The organism is Streptomyces sp. NPDC040405 (genome assembly GCF_055595765.1).
Map to the genome: position 1 here is coordinate 208,553 of NZ_JBVIVI010000001.1, position 18,077 is coordinate 226,629.

The 18,077-nt window shown below is 70.7% G+C and carries 17 protein-coding genes; 8 read left to right on the top strand and 9 right to left on the bottom strand.

Going from position 1 to position 18,077, the window contains the following annotated elements; translation table 11 throughout:
• The first annotated feature begins 82 nt into the window (after positions 1-82).
• Positions 83-1,393: an MFS transporter gene (locus ACZ59A_RS00990; protein WP_470954553.1), complete on the top strand. Its 1,311-nt coding sequence runs from the start codon at positions 83-85 to the stop codon at positions 1,391-1,393.
• 35 nt (positions 1,394-1,428) lie between these two features.
• On the opposite strand, the gene ACZ59A_RS00995 is transcribed toward ACZ59A_RS00990, so the two are convergent.
• The 4 genes from ACZ59A_RS00995 to uvrB form a co-directional block, all read right to left on the bottom strand.
• A complete protein-coding gene (locus tag ACZ59A_RS00995) occupies positions 1,429-2,439 on the bottom strand; it encodes a TerC family protein (RefSeq protein WP_468041863.1) in 1,011 nt (336 codons plus the stop codon).
• A 249-nt stretch (positions 2,440-2,688) separates the two neighbouring features.
• The gene (locus ACZ59A_RS01000) at positions 2,689-4,629 is read right to left on the bottom strand and encodes a TerD family protein (RefSeq protein ID WP_470951866.1); all 1,941 of its coding nucleotides are present in this window, start codon (positions 4,627-4,629) and stop codon (positions 2,689-2,691) included.
• A gap of 139 nt (positions 4,630-4,768) precedes the next feature.
• Complete coding sequence (locus ACZ59A_RS01005) at positions 4,769-5,347, bottom strand: TerD family protein (RefSeq protein WP_468041859.1); 579 nt, start codon at positions 5,345-5,347, stop codon at positions 4,769-4,771.
• 196 nt (positions 5,348-5,543) lie between these two features.
• On the bottom strand, positions 5,544-7,691 hold the full coding sequence (gene uvrB / locus ACZ59A_RS01010) for an excinuclease ABC subunit UvrB (protein ID WP_470951869.1): 2,148 nt from the start codon (positions 7,689-7,691) through the stop codon (positions 5,544-5,546).
• Positions 7,692-7,907: 216 nt separating this feature from the next.
• Here uvrB and ACZ59A_RS01015 point away from each other — a divergent pair, with 216 nt between their 5' ends.
• The 4 genes from ACZ59A_RS01015 to ACZ59A_RS01030 all read left to right on the top strand — a co-directional run bounded on the left by ACZ59A_RS01015 (position 7,908) and on the right by ACZ59A_RS01030 (position 11,071).
• Positions 7,908-8,786, top strand: a complete 879-nt coding sequence (locus ACZ59A_RS01015) for a glycerophosphodiester phosphodiesterase (protein ID WP_470951872.1) — start codon at positions 7,908-7,910, stop codon at positions 8,784-8,786.
• A 49-nt stretch (positions 8,787-8,835) separates the two neighbouring features.
• Positions 8,836-9,414, top strand: coding sequence for a methylated-DNA--[protein]-cysteine S-methyltransferase (locus ACZ59A_RS01020; RefSeq protein WP_470951875.1), 579 nt, complete (start codon positions 8,836-8,838; stop codon positions 9,412-9,414).
• A 295-nt stretch (positions 9,415-9,709) separates the two neighbouring features.
• Positions 9,710-10,351: a DUF4360 domain-containing protein gene (locus ACZ59A_RS01025; RefSeq protein WP_470951878.1), complete on the top strand. Its 642-nt coding sequence runs from the start codon at positions 9,710-9,712 to the stop codon at positions 10,349-10,351.
• A gap of 60 nt (positions 10,352-10,411) precedes the next feature.
• Positions 10,412-11,071, top strand: coding sequence for a DUF4360 domain-containing protein (locus tag ACZ59A_RS01030; protein WP_468041851.1), 660 nt, complete (start codon positions 10,412-10,414; stop codon positions 11,069-11,071).
• 52 nt (positions 11,072-11,123) lie between these two features.
• Here ACZ59A_RS01030 and ACZ59A_RS01035 read toward each other — a convergent pair whose 3' ends face one another.
• On the bottom strand, positions 11,124-11,771 hold the full coding sequence (locus ACZ59A_RS01035; protein ID WP_470951881.1) for a nucleoside/nucleotide kinase family protein: 648 nt from the start codon (positions 11,769-11,771) through the stop codon (positions 11,124-11,126).
• Between the two features lie 96 nt (positions 11,772-11,867).
• On the opposite strand from ACZ59A_RS01035, the gene ACZ59A_RS01040 reads away from it, so the two are divergent.
• Positions 11,868-12,419 carry a DUF1697 domain-containing protein gene (locus tag ACZ59A_RS01040; protein ID WP_470951883.1) on the top strand — a complete coding sequence of 184 codons (552 nt, stop codon included), beginning with the start codon at positions 11,868-11,870 and terminating at the stop codon, positions 12,417-12,419.
• 15 nt (positions 12,420-12,434) lie between these two features.
• Here the strand turns inward: ACZ59A_RS01040 and ACZ59A_RS01045 are convergent, their stop codons facing one another.
• Entirely contained in the window at positions 12,435-12,857 is a 423-nt protein-coding gene (locus ACZ59A_RS01045; RefSeq protein ID WP_470954555.1) for a type II toxin-antitoxin system PemK/MazF family toxin, read from the bottom strand.
• A gap of 118 nt (positions 12,858-12,975) precedes the next feature.
• Between ACZ59A_RS01045 and ACZ59A_RS01050 the strand changes: the two genes are divergently transcribed.
• Positions 12,976-14,211, top strand: coding sequence for an FUSC family protein (locus ACZ59A_RS01050; RefSeq protein WP_470951886.1), 1,236 nt, complete (start codon positions 12,976-12,978; stop codon positions 14,209-14,211).
• A 329-nt stretch (positions 14,212-14,540) separates the two neighbouring features.
• Here ACZ59A_RS01050 and ACZ59A_RS01055 read toward each other — a convergent pair whose 3' ends face one another.
• Together ACZ59A_RS01055 and ACZ59A_RS01060 are read right to left on the bottom strand one after the other, a co-directional pair.
• The gene (locus ACZ59A_RS01055) at positions 14,541-15,272 is read right to left on the bottom strand and encodes a DUF7873 family protein (protein ID WP_470951889.1); all 732 of its coding nucleotides are present in this window, start codon (positions 15,270-15,272) and stop codon (positions 14,541-14,543) included.
• A 54-nt stretch (positions 15,273-15,326) separates the two neighbouring features.
• The gene (locus tag ACZ59A_RS01060; RefSeq protein WP_470951892.1) at positions 15,327-16,454 is read right to left on the bottom strand and encodes an ADP-ribosylglycohydrolase family protein; all 1,128 of its coding nucleotides are present in this window, start codon (positions 16,452-16,454) and stop codon (positions 15,327-15,329) included.
• Between the two features lie 140 nt (positions 16,455-16,594).
• Between ACZ59A_RS01060 and ACZ59A_RS01065 the strand changes: the two genes are divergently transcribed.
• Positions 16,595-16,885: a DUF6343 family protein gene (locus tag ACZ59A_RS01065; RefSeq protein WP_470951895.1), complete on the top strand. Its 291-nt coding sequence runs from the start codon at positions 16,595-16,597 to the stop codon at positions 16,883-16,885.
• Here the strand turns inward: ACZ59A_RS01065 and ACZ59A_RS01070 are convergent.
• Positions 16,882-18,057, bottom strand: a complete 1,176-nt coding sequence (locus ACZ59A_RS01070) for an iron-containing alcohol dehydrogenase (protein WP_470951898.1) — start codon at positions 18,055-18,057, stop codon at positions 16,882-16,884. The genes ACZ59A_RS01065 and ACZ59A_RS01070 overlap by 4 nt on opposite strands.
• Between the last annotated feature and the right edge of the window lie 20 nt (positions 18,058-18,077).

Genomic DNA, 18,077 nt, shown 5'->3' on the forward strand with positions numbered 1-18,077 from the left:
GTAACCGGTGGCGCGCGGCGGCTGTTGGCGCGGCATGCACGACGTCCCGCGCGACGACGACCGCGCCCCGTCCACCCCTTCCATGGCCCGCGTCGCCGCCGCGTCCCTGGCCGGCACCGCCATCGAGTTCTACGACTTCTTCGTCTACGGCACGGCCGCGGCCCTCGTCCTCGGCCCGCTCTTCTTCCCCACCTTCTCCCCGCTCGTGGGCACCCTGGCCGCCTTCGGCACCTTCGCCGCCGGGTTCGTCTCCCGGCCGCTGGGCGCGATGCTGCTCGGGCCGCTGGGCGACCGCCACGGCCGACGGCCGGTGCTCCTCGCCTCGCTGCTGCTGACCGGCCTCGCGACGGTCGCGGTCGGCTTCGTCCCCACGTACGACACGATCGGCGTCGCCGCCCCCGTCCTGCTGCTCACGCTCCGCTTCCTGCAGGGACTCGGGCTCGGCGGCGAATGGGGCGGCGCGGTGCTGCTGACCGTCGAACACGCGCCCGCCGGGCGGCGCGGCCTGTGGTCGGGGTTTCCGCAGATCGGCCCGCCCATCGGCTTTCTGCTGGCCAACGGCACGATGCTGATCCTCTCCGCCACGCTCTCCGACGCCGCGTTCCGCTCCTGGGGCTGGCGGGTGCCGTTCTGGGGCGCGGGGCTGCTGGTCGCCGCCGGGCTCCTGCTGCGCACCCGGCTGACCGAGACCCCGCGGTTCATGGAGCTGGCCGAGCGCGACGAGCGGGCCGCCGCGCCGCTGGCCGAGGTGGTGCGCGAGCACTGGCGGCTGGTGCTGCTGACCGCGGGCGGGCTCGCGGTGGGGTACGCGGTCTTCTACGCGGTGACCACGTGGTCCCTCGTCTACGGCACGGAACGGCTAGGAGTGGACCGCACCGTCATGCTCGGCTGCGTCATGGGGGCCGTGGCGGTGCTGGGCGCCTTGACGCCCCTGGCGGCCCATCTCGGCGACCGCTACGGGCGGCGGCCGCTGTGCCTGCTGGGCTGCGCGGCCACGGTCGTGTGGATGTTCCCGCTGATCGCGCTGTTGCACACTGGGAAGCCGCCGCTGATGTTCCTGGGCTTCCTGGGCGCGCTGCTCGCCATCGTGACCCTGTTCTCCGTGACCTCGGCCTATCTGCCCGAGCTGTACGAGCCGCGGGTGCGCTGCACCGGCGCGGGGCTCGGCTACAACCTCGCGGGGGTGCTCGGCGGTGGGCTCACTCCCCTCGTGGCGACCGCGGTATCCCGCGGCGACGGCCCGCCGTGGGCCGTCGCCGGGTATCTGACCGTGGTCGCCCTGCTGAGCCTGGGCTGCTTCGTCCTGCTGCCGGACACACGCCGGACGGCCGACCGTCCGGCGGGCGGACGGTCGGCCGTGCGGCCCCTGGAGGCCGGGGAGGCTCCTGCCTGAGCCCCGGCCCAGGGGACGGGCCCTGCGGAGGGGCGTCAGACGTCGGCGGCGTCCTTGTCCCGGGACCGGCCCTCTCCGGTCCCCGCCTCCGCTTCCGCCAGGGCCTGCTTCTTCGAGGCGTAGAGGCTGGTGATCGTCGTGATCGCGAGCACCGCGCAGATCACGCCCAGGGACACCGGTATGGAGATCTGCGGGACATGCACCCCGGACTCGTGCAGCGCGTGCAGCACCAGCTTGACGCCGATGAAGCCGAGGATGACCGACAGCCCGTACGACAGGTGGACCAGCTTCTTGAGCAGCCCGCCGATCAGGAAGTACAGCTGGCGCAGACCCATCAGCGCGAAGGCGTTGGCGGTGAACACGATGTACGGATCCTGGGTCAGGCCGAAGATCGCGGGTATGGAGTCCAGCGCGAAGAGGACGTCCGTCGTGCCGATCGCCAGCATGACGATCAGCATCGGCGTCATCAGCCGCTTGCCGTTCTCCATGATGAACAGCTTGGTGCCGTGGTACTGGTCGGTGGACGGGAAGCGCTTCTCCACCGCCTTGAGCATGCGGTTCTCCTCGAACTCCTCTTCCTCCTCATCGGAGCGCGCCTCCTGGATGAGCTTCCAGGCGGTCCAGATGAGGAAGGCGCCGAAGATGTAGAAGACCCAGGCGAAGGTCGAGATGATCGCGGCGCCCGCGGCGATGAAGACCGCGCGCAGCACGAGCGCGATCAGCACACCCACCATCAGCACCCGCTGCTGGTAGATCGTCGGCACCGAGAACTTCGCCATGATCAGGACGAAGACGAAGAGGTTGTCGACGCTCAGCGACTTCTCGGTGATGAAGCCCGCGAAGAACTCGCCGGAGGGCTGGCCGCCCTCGAAGACCAGCAGCCCGAGCCCGAAGAGCCCGGCGAGGACGACCCAGACGGCCGTCCAGATTCCGGCCTCCTTGAGGGAGACCTCATGCGGTTTGCGGCCGCCTATGAAGAAGTCGACGGCGATAAGGGCGCAGAGACCGACAATCGTCAGCCCCCACATGGCCACGGAAACGTCCACGGATCCTCCGGCATTCGTACGGCAATTTCAGCGTCGTCGCTGCCGGAGGTCTCTTCCGCCCGGGCTCGCGCCACGGACCGGTGCCCCGGGATCGCGCCCGACCCGACTCAAGGTGCTCGGGCGCGATCCGTGGTGACGGGAACACCGCTAGGGAGTACTCCCCTCCGCGTAAAGAAGAGTACAGGAAGTCCCATGAAAGAGTAAAGAGAAAGGCAAAAACCCTGCTCAGCCTGTAAATGATCTCCGGGATCAGCGCCCGTACGCCTGCCTCGCCCGCCCCACCTGCCCCAGCACCTGCTGGAGCACCTGGCTGTCGGCCGGGACCAGCGGCGGCTCGTACGTCCAGGCGTGGCCGACCCACGGATCGGCGAGGTGATCATCGGCGACCGGAGTGATCCGCAGCAGCGAGCGCCACAGCGGGTCCAGCACCGGCCCGTACGCCTGCGCGTCCTCGCGGTCGGCGACCATCATCAGATGCACCCCGACCGAGGGCCCCTCGTCCGCGAGGTAGCGCAGCTGGGTGACGGCCCGGTCGTCGAAGCCGTGCGGGAAGTCGTGGACGATCAGCAGCTGCTGGGCCAGGTCCAGATCGGGCGGCAGCGCGTCCGTGGCCCCGCTGCGGATCGCCATCTGCACCAGGTCGACGCGCCGGGTCAGCGCGGCGAGCACCGAGGACACCCCCGCCGCCCCGGCCGCCGGGGGCTCGCGCAGCGCGCCGGTCGACAGCAGCGGGGCCAGCGACAACGCCGCCGAGCCCGCCGGGTCGATCACGTGCACCGAGAACTCGTCCACCGGATACACCGCCAGCAGCCGCGCCGCGTGCGCCACCGCCGTCTCGGCGGCCAGCCTGCGCAGCTCCGTGGAGTCCAGCAGCGCGCCGCGGACCGAGCCGGTGCGCCCCGCGTCGATCCACAGACCGCGCTCCAGCGGCAGCCGCACCAGCATGGGGATGCGCAGCCCCGTGCGCTCCGGAAGGTGCAGATCGCCCAGCCGCAGCGCCATGGGGACCTCCATCGGCACCTGATAGCCCTGCCAGACCGGGCTGTCCCAGCGGGCGTACGCGGGCGGCAGCGCGGGCTCGACGACCTCGGCCTCGGCGGCCAGCTGCGCCAGGTCCCGGTCGAGGGCGGTCCGGGCCTGCTCGACCAGACCGGCCTGCTTGGCGCGGGCCTGCGCGCGGGCGGCGTCGGCCGCCGGGCCGACCCGGGTACGCGGATCGGAGAGCACCTTGTCCAGCTCCTGCTCCATCCGGGATTCGGCGAAGTCGACGGCGCTGCGATAGGCGGCGGCGGTGCGGGCCAGGTCCTCGAACATGCCCCAGACCTGGTTGTAGAGCCGCTCCTCCACGGTCCAGCCGGAGGCGTCCCCCGCGACCGGCCGCGCGGGCTGTCCGGGCTCGGCGGGCGGCACGGCAGGCGGGGGCGTGGGCGGCGCGGCGGTACGGCGCCCGGGGTGCTGGTAGTCGACCCGCTCACCCGGGGACGTGTCCCCCGGCTGGTTCTGCGGCTGGGCCGGGGCCGGTGGCGGGGTCTGGGGCGGGGCCGGGGCGTCCGGTGCGGCCCCGGAGCCCGCCGTGGCCGTACGTACCCGGCCGTCGTCCCCGGCGGCACGCGGCGGGGGCTGGGCCACCGAGCGGGCCATGCCGCGCGCCACCGCGTCGTTGATCTCGGCGGCCAGCTCGGCGGCCTGGGGCAGCCCCTGGTCCCGCAGCATCTCGGCCAGCCCGCCCGCGTAACCCTGGCCCACGGCGCGCACCTTCCAGGCGCCCTGCCTGCGGTACAGCTCCAGGGCGACCACCGCGGACTCCGCGTCCAGGTCGGTGAGGGTGTAGTTGGCCACCTCGGTGCCGTCGAGGCCCGTGACGGCGACGGACGGCGCGGCCATGGCGCCGAACCGGACCGGGCCGCCGGACCCGCTCACCAGGGCGAGCAGCACATGCACCCGGTGGACGCCCTCGGGCAGCGCGTCGAGGTCGACGGCGAGCCGATGGGCGGCCGCCGCCTGTTTGGACACTTCGATGCCGGGCAGCTGGGGCGAGGCGGGATGCGCGACCCACTCGACGCCCTGCACCGTGCCCTGCTCATCGCCGAGTGTCGCCCCGGCCACGATCGGATTACCCGCCGAGATCCGGATCTCCAAACGGGTCTGGGGCAGCGGGTGGTTCTGCCCCCGGACCAGCTCGGCCGTCATCGTGCGTCCCCTCGTTGTGTTCCGTTGTGTTCCGTGGTGGTGTGCGGACGCGTCCCGTGGTGGCGTGCGAACGGTGCCGCATGTGCGCGTCGGCCCGGCGGGCAGACGCACCACCGGGCCGACGGGAAAACCGCTCCGCTTACAGGTGCGGCACGATGTGCGGCATCAGGTCCTGGAAGGTGCGCCCGTTGGCGGGCTCGCCCACGGCCTTCATCTGCCAGGCGCTGCCCTCGCGCTGCACGATGGCCATGATCTGCGCGGTGTACTGGCCGCCACCGGTGAGGGTGTAGCGGGCCAGCTCCTGGCCGTTGGTCTCGTCGACCAGTCGGCAGAACGCGTTCTGCACTTCGGCGAAGGTCTGGCCGGTGAAGGAGTTCACCGTGAAGACGATCTGGTCGATGTGGACCGGCACCCGCTGCAGGTCGACCAGGACCGCCTCGTCGTCACCGCCCTGCCCGGCGCCGCCGACCAGGTTGTCGCCGGTGTGGCGCACCGAGCCGTCGTCGCTGACCAGGTGGCGGAAGAACACGACGTCGATCGGCTGCTTGTCCGCGAAGAGCACCGCCGACGCGTCGAGGTCGATCTCACGGGTACGGGAGCCGAACAGTCCGCGGCGGGGCGCCGCCTGCCAGCCCAGTCCCATCCGCACCGCGGTCAGGGTGCCCCCGTCGGCCTTCTGCAGGCTGATGGCCTGTCCCTTGGACATGTTGACCGTCACGCGCTGTCCCTACTCTCGTCTCTCGGTTTCCCCGTGGCCGCGGTGGCGCGGCCACGGCCGCGCCGTGTGCCACGGCCCTCCCGAAAACCCTATGCACTGTCACCAGGAGTCCGGCCAGGCGAGCGGGCTTTGTGTCGGTCTTGCAACACAGCAGAACCACAGCGGAACCGCGGCGCGACGCCAACCGCCCCAGGAGTCAGGACAGCCCGGCCTCCCTCATCTGTCGCAGCTCCTTCTTCAGCTCCCCGACCTCGTCCCGCAGCCGGGCCGCGACCTCGAACTGCAGCTCCGCCGCCGCGGCCTTCATCCGGTCGGTCATCTCCGCGATCAGCTCGGCCAGTTCGGCGGCCGGGCGGTCGGTCAGCGTGCCGTCCCCGGCCCCCTTCGCCGCCTTGCCGCCCTTCTGGGACCCCAGGGCGGGCACCGGCGCCTTCCCCTGCCCCTTGCCCGCTCCCTTGCCCTGGTCCGCCGACTTGCGGTAGCCGGTTTCCAGCAACTCCTTGGTGTCGATCTCCTCGCGCGCGAGGGTCGCCACGATGTCGCCGATCTTCTTACGGAGGGGCTGCGGGTCGATCCCGTTCTTCTCGTTGAACGCGATCTGCTTCTCCCGGCGGCGGTTGGTCTCGTCGATGGCCTTCTCCATCGCCGGGGTGACCTTGTCGGCGTACATGTGCACCTGGCCCGACACGTTACGGGCGGCGCGGCCGATGGTCTGGATCAGCGAGGTGCCGGAGCGCAGGAAGCCCTCCTTGTCCGCGTCGAGGATGGCCACCAGCGAGACCTCCGGCAGGTCGAGGCCCTCCCGCAGCAGGTTGATGCCGACCAGGACGTCGTACTCGCCCGCGCGCAGCTCGCGCAGCAGCTCCACCCGGCGCAGGGTGTCCACGTCGCTGTGCAGATAGCGCACCTGGATGCCCAGTTCGAGCATGTAGTCGGTCAGGTCCTCGGCCATCTTCTTGGTGAGGGTGGTGACCAGGACCCGTTCGTCCTTCTCGGTGCGGGTGCGGATCTCATGGATCAGATCGTCGATCTGGCCGTCGGTGGGCTTGACCACGACCTCGGGGTCGACCAGGCCGGTCGGCCGGATGATCTGCTCGACGAAGCCGTCGCCGCGGGACATCTCGTACGACCCGGGGGTCGCGGAGAGATAGACGGTCTGACCGATCCGCTCGACGAACTCCTCCCACTTCAGCGGGCGGTTGTCGAGCGCGGAGGGCAGCCGGAAGCCGTGCTCGATCAGCGTGCGCTTCCGGGACGCGTCGCCCTCGTACATCGCGCCGATCTGCGGCACGGTGACATGCGACTCGTCGATGACGAGGAGGAAGTCGTCCGGGAAGTAGTCGAGCAGGGTGTGCGGCGGGGTGCCGGCCTCCCGGCCGTCGATGTGCAGCGAGTAGTTCTCGATGCCGGAGCAGGTGCCGATCTGCCGCATCATCTCGATGTCGTACGTGGTGCGCATCCGCAGCCGCTGGGCCTCCAGCAGCTTGCCCTGCTTCTCCATCCGGGCCAGGGTCCCCTCCAGCTCGGACTCGATCCCGGCGATGGCCTTCTCCATGCGCTCGGGTCCGGCCACATAGTGGCTGGCCGGGAACACATACAGCTCCCGGTCGTCGCTGATCACCTCGCCGGTGAGCGGATGAAGCGTCGACAGCGCCTCGATCTCGTCGCCGAACATCTCGATCCGGACGGCCAGCTCCTCGTAGACCGGGAAGATCTCGATGGTGTCGCCGCGGACCCGGAAGGTGCCCCGGGTGAACGCCATGTCGTTGCGGGCGTACTGGATGTCCACGAAGCGGCGCAGCAGCTGGTCGCGGTCGATCTCCTCGCCGACCTTGAGCGGCACCATGCGGTCCACGTACTCCTGCGGGGTGCCCAGGCCGTAGATGCAGGAGACGGATGCCACCACGATCACATCGCGCCGGGTGAGCAGCGAATTCGTCGCGGAGTGGCGCAGCCGCTCGACCTCCTCGTTGATCGAGGAGTCCTTCTCGATGTAGGTGTCCGACTGCGGTACGTACGCCTCGGGCTGGTAGTAGTCGTAGTACGAGACGAAGTACTCGACCGCGTTGTTCGGCAGCAGCTCGCGGAACTCGTTGGCGAGCTGGGCCGCCAGCGTCTTGTTCGGCGCCATGACGAGCGTGGGGCGCTGGAGCTTCTCGATCATCCACGCGGTGGTCGCGGACTTGCCGGTGCCGGTCGCGCCCAGGAGCACGACGTCCTTCTCACCACCACGGACGCGCCGGTCCAGGTCGGCGATTGCCGTGGGCTGGTCGCCGCTGGGCTGGTACGGGCTGACGACCTCGAAGGGCGCCACCTTGCGTTCGATCTGAGTCACGGGCCGCATGAGACCCACCGTACGACTCGCCACTGACAACGGCGGACGGCCGCTCACCGGACCGGTCCGCGGCCCGGTCCGCGGGCGGATCCACGGCCTGATCCGCGGCGCGGTCCGGGAGGGGTACGGGATGGATCAATGTACGGCTTTTCTGTGACTGTCCTCCGGTACGGCGGGTCTGACACGCTTCGGCCGTCCACGAGTCAGACGACGCGAGGAGTCCGTATGCAGATCCGCCCCGCCGCCGCGTTATCCGGCGCTCTTCTGGGTGTCTCCGCGCTCTTCCTCCCCACGGCGGCGCAGGCCGCCCCCGGCATGTCGCACCACCACACCGTCACCGTGGCGCACCGGGGCGCCTCCGGCTACGCCCCCGAGAACACGCTGGCCGCCGTCGACGCCGCCGATGACCTGGGCATCGACTGGGTGGAGAACGATGTGCAGCGCACCCGGGACGGCGAGCTGATCATCATGCACGACACCACGCTGAACCGGACCACCGACGTCGAGCAGGTCTTCCCTGACCGCGCCCCCTGGAAGATCTCCGACTTCACCCTGGACGAGATCGAGGAACTTGACGCCGGGAGCTGGTTCGGGCCGAAGTTCGAGGGCGAGCCGGTGCCGACTCTCGAGGAGTACATGGACCGGGTTTCGGACAATCATCAGAAGCTGCTCATGGAGATCAAGGCGCCGGAACTGTATCCGGGCATCGAGCGGCAGGCGCTGCGGGAGCTGCGCCGGGAGGGCTGGCTCGACCGCAAGCACCTCAAGCGGCTGATCGTGCAGAGCTTCAGCGCCGACTCGGTCCAGACGGTCCACCGGCTGCGGCGGGACATCAAGACCGGGTTCCTGGGCACTCCGGCCGTCGCCGATCTGCCGCGGTACGCGGAGTTCGCCGACCAGATCAACCCGAGCCACACGACGATCGACGCCTCGTACGTGAAGGAGATCCAGTCGGTGCGCGGCGCGCACGGCCGTCCGCTGGAGGTCTACACCTGGACGGTGAACGACGGCCCGACGGCGGTCAAGGTCGCCGGGATGGGCGTGAACGGGATCATCACCAACAAGCCCGATGTGGTGCGGGAGGCGCTGGAAGACGCCGGCTGACGACGGCTGAGGGCGGGCGTTGTCGGACCCCCCCGCCTACGCTGAAGGCGTGACGAACGAGCAGCGCCGTCCTGAGCGGCGGTCCGAGCGGCAGGAGACCCACGCGTGGTCCTGGGCGGTGTCCGACACGCCCATCGGGCCCCTGCTGCTCGCGGCCACCGGCCAGGGCCTGGTCCACGTGGTCTTCCACGCCGACCGTACGACGGCGGCCGGGGCCGTCGACCGGCTCACCCGGCGCCTCGGCGCCGGGCCCGAGCCCGAGCCCGGTGCGCATCTCACCGAGGCGATACGGCAGGTGGAGAGCTACTTCGCCGAGCGGACGCGCGCGTTCACGCTGCCGCTGGACTGGTCCCTGTCCGCCGGGTTCAACCGCCGGGTGCTGCGTGAGCTGGCCGCCCACGTTCCGTACGGCACGGTCGTCGGCTACCAGGACCTCGCGCGCCGGGTCGGCGAGCCGGACGCCGCCCGCGCGGTCGGGGTGGCCATGGGCAGCAATCCGCTGCCGGTGGTGGTCCCCTGCCATCGCGTCGTGGAGAGCGACGGCGGCATAGGCGGCTTCGGCGGCGGGCTGGAGACCAAGCGGACGCTGCTGGCCCTGGAAGGGGTACTTCCGCAACCGCTTTTCTGACCGGATGGGTTCTCCGGTTAGCGGGTTGGAAGATATTTTGCCGACGGAATGCGTCGCCATCTTGTCATGGCCACCTTCCCCCCTTACCTTGGGAGCGCTCGCGGGCCCCATCCCGGCGAGAATGTAACGCAAGCACATTCCGGTACGCGGTAAAGCTCTTTCGTTCTTCCGCTCTTCCCCCGCTCACGCCCGAAAGACGCCTGAAAGACGCCCGAAAAGCGTCCGAAAGACGTCCGGAAGACCCACGCGTTCCTTCACGGCTCCACCACGTCCCCGATGATCGAATTGGAGAGCCATGTCCGGTGTTCTGCTCGCCAGCGGCGCGGCCGCGGCCTTATTCACCTCCGCCTTTTCCGCGCAAGGTGTTTCCTCGACCCCCGACACTCCGCCGGAAAAGATCGAGATGAGCGTCAAGACTGTGAACGGCTCGGGCTGCCCGAAAGGGACCGCCGCGGTGGCCGTGGCCAGTGACAACACGGCCTTCACCGTGACCTACAGCGACTATCTCGCCCAGGTCGGCCCCAGCTCAAACCCCACCGACATCCGTAAGAACTGCCAGCTCAACCTTGGCGTTCACGTGCCGCAGGGGTTCACCTACGCCATCGCCCAGGTCGACTACCGCGGCTACGGCTCCCTGCAAAAGGGCGCGAAGGGCACAGAGAAGGCGAGTTACTACTTCCAGGGATCGTCGGACACGGCATCGCGCACCCATGACTTCAGCGGTCCGTACAACGACAACTGGCAGACCACCGACAGCACGGAATACAGCGCGCTGGTTTGGGCGCCGTGCGGCCAGGACCGCAACTTCAACATCAACACCGAACTGCGGGTAAGTGCGGGCACCTCCGCGGCCGGTACCACCAGCTTCATGGCCATGGACTCGACGGACGGCGGAGCCAACACCATTTACCACCTGGCCTGGAAGGAATGCCCCTAGTTCCTCCGGCAGGGCGGCCCCTCCAGCAGGTCGGGTAAATCCACCATCGAATGGAGAATCATGCCCGGTGTTCTGTACGCAGGCGGCGTTGCCGCGGCGTTATTCGCCTCGACGCTCACCTCTCAGGCATACGCGCAACCACCGTTCGACACCGTGCCGCCCGACAAGATCGTGATCAAGGTCGCGACCGTCAACGGCTCGGGCTGTCCTGCCGGTACGGCGGCGGTGGCCGTCTCTCCCGACAACACCGCGTTCACGGTCACCTACAGCGACTACCTCGCCCAGGTGGGCAAGGGCGCCAAGCCGACCGACTTCAGGAAGAACTGCCAGCTGAACCTGGTCACGCATGTGCCGCAGGGCTTCTCGTACGCCATCGCCAGCGTCGACTACCGGGGCTACGCGCACCTGGAGAAGGGCGCGTCCGCCACCGAGAAGGCGAGTTACTACTTCCAGGGGCAGTCGCAGACGACGTCGAACTCGCATGACTTCACCGGCGCCTACGACGACAACTGGCAGGTCACCGACACCGCCGACATCGCCACGGTGGTCTGGTCCCCCTGCGGCGAGCTGCGGAACTTCAACATCAACACCGAGCTGCGGGTCAACGCCGGATCGTCGAACACCAAGGACACGACGAGCTTCATGACCATGGACTCGACGGACGGCGACGTGAGCACCACCTACCACTTCGCGTGGAAGGAGTGCCCGCAGAAGAAGTAGCGCGCGGGCGAGAAGCAGCGCGCGGGTGCGGGCGGACGGCCCCGAGAGGGTCCTACGGTTCCGGGCGGTGCCACGCCGGATGCCGGGGGTCGTCCGCCCGCACCACCACGTCCGCGCTCTCGACGGGCCGCACCTCGTCCTCGTACCGCGCGAAGGCGGGCAGCGTCCAGCGCTCGTCCTCCTCGGTGCGGCGGCCGAGGGCGGCGGGCGTCAGCCACACATGCACCGACAGGTCGAACGGGAACCAGTGCCCCAGCAGCAGCGCGCCGTGCAGCAGCAGCACTCCGCCCGGCGGCAGTTCGGCGTAGGGGCTGCGGGTGGCCCGGTCGGTCGCCGGGTCCCACAGGTCCGGCAGCACCCGCCCGGTGCCGCCCGGCCCCGGCTCCAGCGGGGCGAAGACCTCGCGCCACAGGGCCCCGGTGTCCAGCCAGCGGTCGTAGTACGCGTCGGCGTCCCGCTTCCCGTACTCGTAGCGCAGCGACGCGGGCCGCCAGAACCCCGCCGCCGCGACGACGAGTACCGGGCGCCCGCGTATCCGCAGCGCCTCCGCCAGGTCCCGGGCCAGTTCCCCGGGACGCGCCGCGGGCGCGCCGTCGACCGCCACCCTGAGCCAGCGGCCGCCGTCCGCCGCCGTCGCCCCGGCGATGCGGTCGGCGGTCGCGTCGGTCAGCCGTTCCCAGGTGATCGCTTCGAGCCGCATCCGCCCCATCATGCCGTGCCCCTCCTGAGGCGGTGCGGGTACGCTCCCCGCAGACCCGCCACCCGGGCCGCAGGCGCCACCTCAGGAGATCCGCCCATGACATCCCAGATAGCGCTGCTGCGCGGCATCAACGTGGGCGGCAACAAGAGGTTCCCGGTGGCGCGGCAGCGCGCCCTGATGGCCGAGCTGGGGTTCGAGGGCGTCACCGTCCACCTCCAGACCGGCAACATCGTCTTCGCGGACCCCGGCACCCCGCCCGACCGCACGGCCCGCGCGCTCGAGGACGCCTTCGCCGCCGACCTGGGATTCTCCGTACCCGTGATGGTGCGGACCCGCGACGAGCTGGCCGCCGCCGTCGACGCCAACCCGTATCCCGCGGCCGCGGCCGAGCCCAAGACCCTGCATGTGGTCTTCCTGTCGGACGTGCCCACCGACACCTCGGCCCTGGAGGCGCTGAACGCTCTGAACACAGCCGCGTACGCGCCGGACGAGTTCCGGCTCCTCGGGCGCGAGATCTACCTCCACTGCCCGGGCGGGCTCGGCCGCTCCAAGCTGGCCGCGAAGCTCGGCAATCCCCGGCTCGGGGTGACGGCCACCGCCCGCAACTGGAACACGGTCACCAAGCTGCTGGCGCTGGCCGGCACCTGAGGGTCCGCGGCGGGCTCAGCGCCAGCCGTACCGCTGCCGCAGCCGCAGCACGACCAGATCGAAGCGCGGCCGGTCCAGCGCGCACGCCTCGCGCCGCATGCCGTCGGGATGCACCCGCAGGACGCGGTCCAGGTCGACCCAGGAGTCGCGCCCGGCCCGGTCCCACGGCCCGGCGCCGATCCCGACCCACTCGTGGTCGCCGTCATGCCGCTTGCTCGACAGCTGTACGGCCAGCAGCGTGCCGCCGCGCTCCCGCGCGACCACCAGCACCGGCCGGTCCTTGCCGCGGCCGTCGTTCTCCTCGTACGGAACCCACGTCCAGACGATCTCGCCCGGATCGGGGTCCCCGTCCGGATCCGGTGCGTACTCGGTACGTACCCGCCCGACCTGGCGCGGTTCGGCTTCGACGGTGGCGGTGGGGCCGGTGCTCCCGGGCATCGCCTCGTCGTCTTCGGTCCCCTTGAATGGCCTGATCACGCCCCACACGTTAGCCCGTCCGAGGTGGCCGGGCGGCGGCGCGGTGGCCGTTGGGGGCACAACGGGAAGGGACAACCATGTGCCTGTTGTCCTCGACCCGGTGGCGGACCTCGTCAAGCGCCGCCGCAAGGCCCCCGTCGTCGTCCAGACCCTGCGTTCCGCGGCGGCCGCGACCATCTCCTACGTCGTCGCCCTCCAGCTGAGCACCGAAGCGGCCCCGCTCACCGCCCCGCTCACCGCGCTGCTCGTGGTGCAGGTGACCCTCTTCGCGACCCTCACCACCGGCATCCGCCGGGTGAACGCCGTGGTGGTGGGCGTCCTGCTCGCCATCGCCTTCTCCATCCTGGTCGGGCTGACCTGGTGGAGCCTGGGTCTGATCATTCTCGCCTCCCTGACGGCCGGTCACTTCGCACGAGTGAGCGAATTCGTTCCCGAAGTGGCGATCAGCGCCATGCTCGTCCTCGGCGTGAGCCAGGTGACCACCACCGCCTGGTCCCGGGTGCTGGAAACCCTGATCGGGGCCGTCGTCGGACTGGGCTTCAACTTCCTGTTCGCGCCGCCCGTCTGGGTCCACACCGCCGGTGAGTCGATCGTGGACCTCGCCCGCCGGATGCGTCAGCTCCTGCTGCACATGGCCGAGGAGCTGGGCAGCCACACACCGGTCGAACGCGCCGCCGCCCGCCTCCACGAGGCCCGCCGCCTCGACCACGACATCTCCCAGGTCGACGCCGCCCTCCGGCAGGCCGAGGACAGCGTCCGCCTCAACCCCCGGGTCAAGGAGGGCCTGCTGCACCGGGTGGTGCTGCGCACCGGCCTGGACACCCTGGAGATCTGCACGGTCGTCCTGCGCGTCCTCACCCGCACCCTCACCGACCTCGCCAAGAAACGGACGGACGAACCCCTCTTCCCCGCCGACGTGGCCGAGGCGCTGGAGGACCTCTTCCGCTCCACCGCCGACGCCGTCGAAAGCTTCGCGATCCTGGTCACCAGCCCGGTCAGCGCCAATGCCGAGGAGGCCGAATCCCACCTGGCCACCGAGCTGTCCCGGGCCCACACCAGCCGCGACAGGGCCGCCCACCTCCTCCTCCGCCGCGTCCAGCGCCACCCGGGCCAATGGCAGCTCCAGGGCGCCCTGCTCGCCGAGATCGACCGCATCCTCGCCGAACTGGACATGGAGCAGCGCTCCCGGCGCCTCATGGAAGAACTCGACCGCAGCACCCGCAAGAGCCGCGACCGCTTCCCCGCCCTCCACAGGCTCCGGCGCCGCCTCCGCGGGGGCCGGAGACGGAAGAAAGAAGCGGACCCGGGGGCGTAGCCTGCCCCCGGGTCCTTGAAATGCCGCCCAGCTGCGCACGCCGCGTCGTTTAAGGGCCTGGGTCAGTCATCATGTCGTCGTGTTCTGCCTTTGAACTACCGCGCATCGGAAGGAAAGCTGCGCGGGCCGGACTTGAACCGGCATCCGACGACCAAGCCCGGGCCCGGTCGATGCGGCGATCGGCGGCGAATGCTGAGTCTGGAGCGAGAGTCTGAGATTGATCGCGGCCTGCCTCTGCGGGCGGACCGCGCCGTCACGACAAGCTTCAGCTTCAGCTTGCGCTCCTCGCGCACCCCGTCCGCACTGAGGCGGACGGGGAGTTCATGACGCTACCCGAAGAGGTAGCCGAAGACCACGTCGCCCACCCGCTGATCGGTGACCTCGATGCCGTTGGCCTCCTCGCGGGCGAACTTGACCGCCTGCTGGAGCTTTTCGACACGGTCGAGCAGTTCGTTGACCCTGCGGGCCGGGAGGGCGCCGGAGAACTTGACCGTGGTCCAGTAGCCGACCGGGATGTCCTCGTAGTAGACCTCGACCTGGGCCGGGTGCTTGTCGGTGGCCTCCGCCTTGACGTGGTTGCGGGGGACCTTCTTCGTACGGACCGTGCGCACCGGGTCGGTCTTCCAGGAGTCCGTGGACGGGTCCACGGACCAGGACTCGGCGGCGTCCAGGACCGGCAGCTTGCGGACGAAGGCGCCCAGGTCGGCCAGCTGCTTCTCCAGGAAGAGGAGGTAGCCGACCGGGACGTCGTGCAGCAGCGTGCGGCCCTCGACCGTGACGTCCGCCTTCGCCGTGCGGTTCGACCAGTCCTTGGTGGCGGTGACGTCGAAGAGGCGGGTCAGGGCGGCCGCCGTGTCCCGCAGCACGTCTTCGGACTTGACCTGGACGCGGGTGGACTCGGGTGGGAGCTGTTCGCCCTCCTCGTCCTTCGGCTGGTACGTACGGGATATCCCTGCGAGCAGGGCCGGCTTCTGCAGACCGTGGTGGGCAGCCGTCAGGTCCTGGTGGGACTTGGCCTTGACGCCCTTCTCCACGGCGATGATCTGATTGAGTTTCGCCACGTCAGGCACGGTAGCAAGAGCCGGTCCGTACGCTCGACCGATTAATGGCTGCGGTCAGTTGAGCGGGTAGCGGTCGTACGGGAACGGCTCGTGCGGCTCGGCGGAGCGGTCGAAGGCGAACGCGAAGTCGTCGGCCAGCTCGGCTATCGTGCCGCGGCCCTCCACCTGCGCCAGCCAGGACGGCGGCAGGCGCAGATCGCCGTGGTGGGCGCCCAGGATGTTGCCGCAGACCGAGCCGGTCGAGTCGCTGTCGCCCGAGTGGTTGACGGACAGCAGCAGCGAGGCCGGAAGGCTGGCGCCCGCCAGGGCGGCGTAGACCCCGATGGCCAGCGCCTCCTCGGCGATCCACCCGCCGCCGAGCGACTCGACCTTCTCCGCGGTGGGGTCGCCCCCGGCCGCCAGGTCGATCGCGCGGCGCAGGACGGCGGCGGTCTCCTCGTGCCGCGGAAAGCCGCGCAGGATGTGCAGGGTGCGCAGGGCGGCCCCCTGCAGGGAGTCGCCTTCGAGGAGGTACGCGATCATCGCGGCCAGGGCGCCCGCCGCGAGGTAGCCGGTCGGATGGCCGTGGGTGATCTGGGCGCAGCGGGCGGAGAGCTCGAAGCAGTCGCGGGCGGGCAGACCGGTGAGGCCGAACGGGGCCGACCGCATCACGGTGCCGCAGCCCTTGGAGCCGCCGTTCACCGGGCCCGGGGCGCCGTGGAGGGCGACGTCCATGGTGGGGGTGTGGCCTTCGTAGAGGCCGGAGAGGCACGCGTTGCCGGGCGCGCGGCGGGCGTACAGCCACGGGTGGGTGCGCAGCCAGCCGGAGCGGCCGACGTCGTCCGGGGTCCTCGGGGGCGGCGGCTCGGGGTGGTTCTGGGTGTCGAGCCAGCGCAGGTAGGCGCGGCGGACGGCGGCGATCTCGTTGCCCCCGACGCCCTGGGTGGACGCGCCGGCGCGGGCCCGGATCAGCCCCTCGGCAGTGAACAGGGTCATCTGGGTGTCGTCGGTGATCCGGCCCACGGTGCCGCTGTCGTCCGGGACGAGGCCGGTGACGCCCGCGCCGCCGTAGACCTCGCGGATCCCCGGCAGGGAGCGGAACTCGATCGGGTTGCCGAGCGCGTCACCGATCGCGCCGCCCAGCAGACAGCCGCGGATACGGGCCCGCCGGGCGGCAGATTCGTCCCATGACTGGTGGATCACGTGCGGCTCCTCGTCGTGCGCGGTGGACGCACACAGTTCCTGTGTGCTCAGCACATGATCGCAGGCCCCGCCGACAGGCCGCCGGGCGCGGTAGCGTCGAAGAGGGGGACGCGGAAGCTACGCGCGGGAGATGCGGTGCGATGTCCATGCGATTCATCCGTACGGGCGATGAGCCCGCGCATGCGCGCACTCCGCTGCGCATGCGGCTGTGGCTCGCGGCCTGGGGACTGCTGTGGACCGCCGGCGGCACGGTGGCCTTCGTGCTGGCGGGCAGGCCGGGCTGGGCGGCCGCCTGCGCGGCGCTCGCCGCCATCACCGTGATCGACCTGGCCCTGGTCATCCGGCACATCCGGCAGGGGCCGCACTACCAGCCGGGGCGGGATGTGCCGCCGTACGCGCCGGTGCGGGGGCGCGGCCAGGGGCGGCGTTAGGACGCGGCAGCGGACCACACGGCGGCGTACAGGTCCTCGACCTCGGACTGGGACGGTACGCGCGGGTTGTTCGCCGGGGACCCCGAAGCGAGCGCCTGCGCCGCCATGGTGGGGGTCATCTCCCGCCACCGGTCCGAGGAGAGCCCGAACCGCTCGGGCGTCGGGACGTCGAGATCGCGGTTGAGCGCGTCCAGTTCGTCCACCAGCCGGGCGGCGGCCGTGTCGTCGGAGTCCCGCCCGTCGGCGAGTCCCGTCGCCCGGGCGCAGTCCGCGTAGCGGCCGGGGGCTGCCCGTACGGAGAACCGGGTGACGGCCGGGAACAGCATCGCGTTGGAGAGGCCGTGGGCGACGTGGAAGTGCGCCCCCAGCGGCCTGCTCATCCCGTGAACCAGCGCCACGCTGGAGTTGGAGAAGGCGATGCCGGCCTGGGTGGCCCCCAGCATGATGGCCTCGCGCGCCGCCCGGTTCCCCGGGTCGCGGTACACCGTCCGCAGATGGGCGGTGATGGTGCGCATGGCGGTGAGCGCCATGCCGTCCGAGAAGGGGGTGGCCCGGCGGCTCACGTATGCCTCGATGGCGTGGGTGAGCGCGTCGATCCCGGTGTCCGCGGTCAGCCTGGGCGGCATGCCCATGGTGAGTTCGTAGTCCACCAGGGCGGCCACGGGGAGGAAGGCCAGTCCGACGCAGAGCATCTTCTCGGTGCTGGCGCTGTCGGTGATGATGGTGAACCGGGTCGCCTCCGAACCGCTGCCGGCCGTGGTGGGCACGGCGATCAGCGGCAGGGTCGGCTGGTCGGTGACGGCGGGGGCCTTGTAGCGGCGCATCTCGTGCCCGGTGGTGCCGAGGAGCGCGACGGCCTTGGCCGTGTCCATCGGGCTGCCTCCGCCGAAGCCGACGACGCAGTCGAAGTCGCCCTCGCGCATGACGCGTACGGCCTCCCCGACCGAATCCGTGGTCGGGTCAGGCCGGGTGCCCGAGAAGACCACGGAGGTGATCCCGGCCGCGTTCAGCGGGGCACGGAGGCGGGCGACCGCGCCGTGTTCGTCGAGGAAGGCGTCCGTGATGATCAGCGGCTTGGACACTCCCAGCTGGTGGAGCACCTCCCCGAGGCGGGCGGAAGCTCCGGCTCCGATGTGCAGGATCCGGGGAAGGGCATGGGATGCCACGGTCATGGTGCATGTCTCCAGATGTC

Coding starts and splice junctions, on each gene's coding strand:
- ACZ59A_RS00990 (WP_470954553.1), top strand. CDS start 83: ATGGCCCGCGTCGCCGCCGCGTCCCTGGCCGGCACCGCCATCGAGTTC.
- ACZ59A_RS01000 (WP_470951866.1), bottom strand. CDS start 4,629: ATGACGGCCGAGCTGGTCCGGGGGCAGAACCACCCGCTGCCCCAGACC.
- uvrB (WP_470951869.1), bottom strand. CDS start 7,691: ATGCGGCCCGTGACTCAGATCGAACGCAAGGTGGCGCCCTTCGAGGTC.
- ACZ59A_RS01015 (WP_470951872.1), top strand. CDS start 7,908: ATGCAGATCCGCCCCGCCGCCGCGTTATCCGGCGCTCTTCTGGGTGTC.
- ACZ59A_RS01025 (WP_470951878.1), top strand. CDS start 9,710: ATGTCCGGTGTTCTGCTCGCCAGCGGCGCGGCCGCGGCCTTATTCACC.
- ACZ59A_RS01030 (WP_468041851.1), top strand. CDS start 10,412: ATGCCCGGTGTTCTGTACGCAGGCGGCGTTGCCGCGGCGTTATTCGCC.
- ACZ59A_RS01035 (WP_470951881.1), bottom strand. CDS start 11,771: ATGCGGCTCGAAGCGATCACCTGGGAACGGCTGACCGACGCGACCGCC.
- ACZ59A_RS01040 (WP_470951883.1), top strand. CDS start 11,868: ATGACATCCCAGATAGCGCTGCTGCGCGGCATCAACGTGGGCGGCAAC.
- ACZ59A_RS01045 (WP_470954555.1), bottom strand. CDS start 12,857: ATGCCCGGGAGCACCGGCCCCACCGCCACCGTCGAAGCCGAACCGCGC.
- ACZ59A_RS01065 (WP_470951895.1), top strand. CDS start 16,595: ATGTCCATGCGATTCATCCGTACGGGCGATGAGCCCGCGCATGCGCGC.
- ACZ59A_RS01070 (WP_470951898.1), bottom strand. CDS start 18,057: ATGACCGTGGCATCCCATGCCCTTCCCCGGATCCTGCACATCGGAGCC.